6 protein-coding genes, 1 tRNA gene and 1 pseudogene are annotated in these 5,541 nt (G+C 41.2%); 4 read left to right on the top strand and 4 right to left on the bottom strand.

Going from position 1 to position 5,541, the window contains the following annotated elements:
* Positions 1 to 404 precede the first annotated feature (404 nt).
* Positions 405 to 478 (bottom strand) — tRNA-Asp (locus tag EV202_RS14710).
* A gap of 160 nt (positions 479 to 638) precedes the next feature.
* Here EV202_RS14710 and EV202_RS14705 point away from each other — a divergent pair.
* On the top strand, positions 639 to 1,955 hold the full coding sequence (locus EV202_RS14705) for an aminotransferase class I/II-fold pyridoxal phosphate-dependent enzyme (RefSeq protein WP_106068650.1): 1,317 nt from the start codon (positions 639 to 641) through the stop codon (positions 1,953 to 1,955).
* Positions 1,956 to 2,134: 179 nt separating this feature from the next.
* Positions 2,135 to 2,728, top strand: a complete 594-nt coding sequence (locus EV202_RS14700; protein ID WP_106068651.1) for a YqgE/AlgH family protein — start codon at positions 2,135 to 2,137, stop codon at positions 2,726 to 2,728.
* On the opposite strand, the gene EV202_RS14695 is transcribed toward EV202_RS14700, so the two are convergent.
* From EV202_RS14695 to recR, 3 genes are read right to left on the bottom strand one after another with little or no spacing between them, the layout of a single operon-like run.
* Complete coding sequence (locus tag EV202_RS14695; protein ID WP_131927582.1) at positions 2,721 to 3,257, bottom strand: GNAT family N-acetyltransferase; 537 nt, start codon at positions 3,255 to 3,257, stop codon at positions 2,721 to 2,723. The genes EV202_RS14700 and EV202_RS14695 overlap by 8 nt on opposite strands.
* Before the next feature lie 19 nt (positions 3,258 to 3,276).
* Positions 3,277 to 3,723 (bottom strand): hypothetical protein, encoded by a 447-nt coding sequence (locus EV202_RS14690; protein WP_106068653.1) that lies wholly within the window; start codon positions 3,721 to 3,723, stop codon positions 3,277 to 3,279.
* A 36-nt stretch (positions 3,724 to 3,759) separates the two neighbouring features.
* On the bottom strand, positions 3,760 to 4,377 hold the full coding sequence (recR, locus tag EV202_RS14685; RefSeq protein ID WP_106068654.1) for a recombination mediator RecR: 618 nt from the start codon (positions 4,375 to 4,377) through the stop codon (positions 3,760 to 3,762).
* Positions 4,378 to 4,470: 93 nt separating this feature from the next.
* Between recR and yihA the strand changes: the two genes are divergently transcribed.
* Positions 4,471 to 5,073: a ribosome biogenesis GTP-binding protein YihA/YsxC gene (yihA, locus tag EV202_RS14680; protein ID WP_106068655.1), complete on the top strand. Its 603-nt coding sequence runs from the start codon at positions 4,471 to 4,473 to the stop codon at positions 5,071 to 5,073.
* Positions 5,074 to 5,096: 23 nt separating this feature from the next.
* Positions 5,097 to 5,453 (top strand): annotated as a pseudogene (locus EV202_RS14675) (lipocalin-like domain-containing protein); the annotation flags it as partial.
* Positions 5,454 to 5,541: the final 88 nt, after the last annotated feature.

The raw sequence follows: 5,541 nt of genomic DNA, 5'->3' as shown, positions 1-5,541 counted from the left end.
AAATAAAAAAAACACAAATCGATTTGTGTTAACGAAAACGAATTTGTTACATTTCGTTTTGGTAAAGTATCACAAATCGTTTTGCGGTTTTTAGAGGTAGGGGGTACAGTTTAGGGCCTCTATTTTGTCGTTTTTTGTCTTTTTCTTGACTTTCGACTAAGACAAAATACATAGAAAAAGCCCTTCAAATTCACTGAATTTGAAGGGCTTGTCTTTCTTTTGTCGCCTTTTTTCTTAGGCTTTCTGCGGTATGGACGGGAAAGCCACTTTTTGCACTTATCGCATTGATTTATATATTGTTGCTTTTTATTCTCACTTTGAGGGGTACAATTTGGGTTACACTTTCAACCCTTGTATAAATCAATACTGAAACCTTCACGTCTCTTTTAGACACTTTCTTCTTGCGGTGCGTACGGGATTCGAACCCGTGACCCCATGCGTGACAGGCATGTATTCTAACCAACTGAACTAACGCACCATTTATTGCTTTTCGGTATCTCTCTCGATTGCGGTTGCAAAGGTAGATATTTCTTTGAAATCTGCAATAGCTTGAAAGAAAAAAATATCTTTATTTTTTATATCGATTGATTATGTGAGATTTATATTACCTTTGCGAAGCTAAATTAATATTGAAAATTATGAAAAATACTCCTATCGAACGTCAGTTAGTAGATAAAGCTATCGAAGATTTTCATATTGCAGATTTTGCAAAAGCAACCATACGCGAAGTGAAAGCCATTGCTGCTAAAGTGGAAGCCACATCGGGGGTGGAATTTATTAAAATGGAGATGGGAGTACCAGGCCTGCCACCTTCCAGCGTTGGAGTGAAAGCTGAAATCGAGGCCTTAAAGAATGGTATTGCCAGTCTTTATCCGGATATTAATGGATTACCTTCCTTGAAAGAAGAAGCCTCACGCTTCATCAAAGCTTTTATCAATGTAGATGTAGCTGCCGAAGGGTGCGTACCCGTGACCGGCTCTATGCAGGGGACTTTTGCTTCGTTCCTCACTTCTTGTCAGTGTGACGAAAAGAAAGATACCATTCTCTTCATTGATCCCGGCTTTCCGGTACAAAAGCAGCAATTGGTAGTAATGGGATATAAATTTGAGACTTTCGATGTGTATGAATATCGTGGAGATAAACTAAAGTATAAACTTGAAAGTTATCTCCGCAAAGGTAATATTGCAGCGATTATTTACTCCAATCCGAATAATCCCAGCTGGATCTGCCTAAAAGAAGAAGAATTGCGTATCATTGGCGAACTTGCCACCTTGTATGATACCATTGTTTTAGAAGATCTTGCGTATTTTGCCATGGACTTCCGTCAAGACCTGAGCCAACCTTTCCAGGCACCTTATCAACTTTCTGTGGCACACTATACCGATTATTATGTGCTGCTTATCTCTGGTTCCAAGGCATTCAGCTATGCGGGGCAGCGTATCGGAGTAAGTTGTATTTCTGATAAACTTTATAATCGTACCTACCCCGGACTGACTAAACGATATGGCGGCGGTACTTTCGGTACGGTGTTCATCCACCGGGTATTGTATGCGCTCTCCTCAGGAACCAGCCATTCGGCACAATATGCCTTGGCCGCAATGTTGAAGGCTGCCAATGAGGGGAAATATAATTTCCTTGATGAGGTGAAAGTATATGGTGACCGTGCGAACCGTCTCAAACAGATTTTTTTGCGCCATGGTTTCCATTTGGTATACGATAATGACCTTGGTGACCCTATTGCCGATGGATTCTACTTTACCATTGGTTATCCGGGAATGAGCAGTGGCGAACTTGCCAAAGAATTGATGTATTACGGAGTTAGTGCCATCTCTTTGGTCACTACAGGAAGTAATCAGGAAGGACTGCGTGCATGTACTTCTTTTATATACGATCACCAATATGCTCTATTGGATGAGCGAATGGCTGTTTTTGCAGCAAATCATCCCATTGAATAAGGTGGGGACACAAGGAATATTTCCGTCATATCAGAGCCTATTTAGGATTTACTTACAAGGAATCTTGAGTAAAAATAAAATAGGCTCTTAAAATAATAATCTGTTAAGAAAAGCGTGCTTGGTTAAAAAAAATAACTGATTTTGGTTGCTCGTTGTGAAATATTTTGTATATTAGTGGCATGTATACTAATATCGATATTTTCAAAATAGAGACAAACCACGTTGTTCCAGCGCAAGGAAAGGTTTTAATTTCCGAACCTTTTTTGTGTGATCATGTATTTGGTCGCTCTGTTATTTTATTGGTAGACCATACACACGATGGCACAATGGGGCTTGTCATGAATAAGCCGCTTCCCGTATGCTTGAATGATATTCTCGAAGGATTTCATTGTAGGGAAAACATTCCGATTTACAAAGGTGGCCCGATCAGTATGGATACTTTATTTTATCTACATACTCTCGACGGCATTAAGGGTGCGCTTCCTATAGACAAAAATTTTTATCTGAATGGCGATTTTGAAGCTATTAAGGCATATATTATGCAGGGATATCCCATAAAAGGTAAAATCAGATTTTTCTTGGGATACTCCGGATGGGAGCATAAACAATTGTGCCAAGAGATTCACGAGAACACATGGTTGGTGAGCAAAGAGAATATCGCTTCACTGATGGATGAAGAAGCCAGTGACGAACTTTGGAAAAAAGCACTCTGCAAGTTGGGAGGGAAGTATGAAATTTGGTCACGTTTTCCGCAAATCCCCATATTCAATTAGTTCTTCGAAGACATTGCAGCAATACTACGTCCTTGTATACGCCGCCAACACGCCACCATTCTTTCAGAAGTCCGCATGACACGAAACCACATGACTCAAAAAGGTGTATACTTGCTTTGTTGTCAGTGGTGATATGAGCAATCAGCTGCTTCAGGTGCAGGAAGTTAAAGACATAATTACACAGTAATTCCAATGCTTCTTTGGCATAGCCGTTCCCTTTATACTCTCTTCGCATCGCAATGCCCACTTCTGCGCGGGCATGCATGGGAACAAACTCGGTGATGTCTATGGTGCCCATCACAGCATTGTCTTCCATACGTACAATCATCATCCGTAGCTGACGGTCGGCAAACATGTCGCATTCGGAGTGCTCTATATATTGCTTTAATATAAACTTTGAGTAGGGCACGGTGAAATTGGTCACATCCCACATTTCTGGGTCGTTTTCCATTTCATACATTACTTCCAGATCTTCCGGCTCCATGGCTCGGAGACATACTCGTTTACTACGAAAATAAGATTTATTCATTGCTAAATCAGTCACATTCTTACTTGTCAATATGCAGTTCTTTACGCAAACGCTCTTCACCGGGTAAACAGAAAAGGGAGGCAGTCAAGCCTATCATACCGCAGAGTACCCCTGTGGTGCTCAACATCATATAGTAGGTGAAAAAACCGGTTAAAACCGGTAAACTTAGCAAGACCAACCGAATATCACTCCACAAAGCATAGAGGCGAAGAGCTTTGGGAAGAGCTGCGATATCTATTTTTCGGGTCAGAACCCACGAGAAAAGTTTCAAGGAGATTGGCACACAAGATGCGGTCAGTAAAATGGTTATCGTTTCGGCCATATAAGTTGCAGAAATATTCCCTACATACAGTCCCACCCAGCTACTTCCCATCTCTCCGGATATGACAAGCAGAATGGAAATCATCCAAAAACAGGCAAAAGCTACTTTGACGTGTGCTGTAGTCTTTTTTATTTCTTTTTCCATATATGATTGTGATAATTTATAGATTCTCAAAGAGTTTTATACAGTTCCTGAAAATGGAGTACGGTTTACAATACTACGCCCTAAAGTTACCTCATCGGCATACTCCAATTCATCGCCCACCGAAATGCCACGGGCTATGATAGAAAGCTTCACTCCGAGTTTCTCCAGTTTACGATAAATATAAAAGTTGGTTGTATCTCCTTCCATCGTTGTGCTCAGTGCCAGGATAACTTCGTCAATGCCACCGGCAAGTACTCGCTGCACCAGGCTTTCTATCTGCAAATCTCCGGGGCCTATACCGTCCATCGGTGAGATGACACCTCCTAATACATGATACAGCCCACGAAACTGCTGTGTAGCTTCCACTGCCATCACATCACGGATATTCTCCACTACACAAATCACCGAAGCATCTCGCTGAGGATTGGAACAGATGCGGCACGTTTCCGTATCAGAGATGTTATGACAGACCTTGCAATACTTTACCTCGTGTTTTAATGTGACGATTGCGTTACCGAACGCTTCTACTGTAGCCGTATCCTGCCGTAGTAAATGAAGAACCAGCCTCATAGCCGTTTTACGTCCCACTCCGGGCAACTTGGCAAACTCGCTTACCGCCTTTTCCAATAATGTCGAGGGAAATTGTCCATTCATACTTAAAATCTTCCTATTGGACGCAAAGATAGTGTAATCTTATGAAATAAGTGCTACCTTTGTCGCTTGTAACATAAAAAAGCAGAAACAATCATGGATATTACAAGTGCGGAATTTACCATCAGTAATACAGATGTGCAAAAATGTCCGGAAGGGTCTTTCCCCGAATATGCCTTTATCGGACGTTCTAATGTAGGAAAATCCAGCCTGATCAATATGCTCACCGGGCGGAAAGGCCTTGCTATGACCTCTGCTACTCCCGGGAAGACGATGCTCATCAATCATTTTCTTATCAATAAGAGCTGGTACATTGTAGACCTTCCGGGTTATGGATATGCCAAGCGGGGACAGAAAGGCAAGGAGCAAATAAGAAATATCATCGAAAGCTATATCTTGCAACGTCAACAGATGACCAATCTGTTTGTCCTGATAGACAGTAGGCTGGCACCTCAGGCCATCGACCTTCAATTCATAGAGTGGCTGGGTGAGAATGCCATTCCTTTTGCCATTGTGTTTACCAAAGCCGATAAGTTGAAAGGAGGCAGACTGAATAACAATATCAGTCAGTATCTTCAAAAATTGCAGGAACAATGGGAGGAATTACCGCCTTATTTCGTGACCTCTTCCGAAAACCGATTGGGAAAGAAGGAATTATTAGATTACATGGAAAGTATTAACAAAGATTTGAATAAGTAGATAATATAAACTCAAACAAAACAATGAAAAAAAATATTCTTGGGCAATTACTTATTGCCGCTATGTTCATGCCCACTTGCGGTCGGGCACAAGCTCTTTCAGATCTGTTCAATAAAGCTGTAGAAACAGTGATCGGGAAAAATACCGCCATAGTAGATATGGTAGGAACGTGGAGTTATACAGGAGCAGCTGTGGACTTTAAATCAGACAATTTATTGAAAAAAGCTGGAGGCCTCGTTGCTGCGTCTGCTGCTGAAAGTAAGTTGGATGAGCAATTGGCCAAAGTCGGCATCAAGGAAGGACAGATGAGTTTTACTTTCAATGCCGATAGTACTTTCAATGCCCAAATAGGACGTAAAAAAATGAGTGGAACCACTAGTGGGCACTTTAAATTAAACATCGTTCTTTGAAATCTTTGATAATCGCATAGTTATGTATCTTTTTGTAGCGTGACGATTTGAATTGAAA

The organism is Prevotella heparinolytica (assembly GCF_004342845.1).
Lineage (GTDB): Bacteria > Bacteroidota > Bacteroidia > Bacteroidales > Bacteroidaceae > Bacteroides > Bacteroides heparinolyticus.
This window is presented reverse-complemented; position numbering and strand designations above follow the sequence as displayed.

Coding starts and splice junctions, on each gene's coding strand:
- yihA (WP_106068655.1), top strand. CDS start 4,471: ATGGATATTACAAGTGCGGAATTTACCATCAGTAATACAGATGTGCAA.
- EV202_RS14700 (WP_106068651.1), top strand. CDS start 2,135: ATGTATACTAATATCGATATTTTCAAAATAGAGACAAACCACGTTGTT.
- EV202_RS14695 (WP_131927582.1), bottom strand. CDS start 3,257: ATGAATAAATCTTATTTTCGTAGTAAACGAGTATGTCTCCGAGCCATG.
- EV202_RS14690 (WP_106068653.1), bottom strand. CDS start 3,723: ATGGAAAAAGAAATAAAAAAGACTACAGCACACGTCAAAGTAGCTTTT.
- recR (WP_106068654.1), bottom strand. CDS start 4,377: ATGAATGGACAATTTCCCTCGACATTATTGGAAAAGGCGGTAAGCGAG.
- EV202_RS14705 (WP_106068650.1), top strand. CDS start 639: ATGAAAAATACTCCTATCGAACGTCAGTTAGTAGATAAAGCTATCGAA.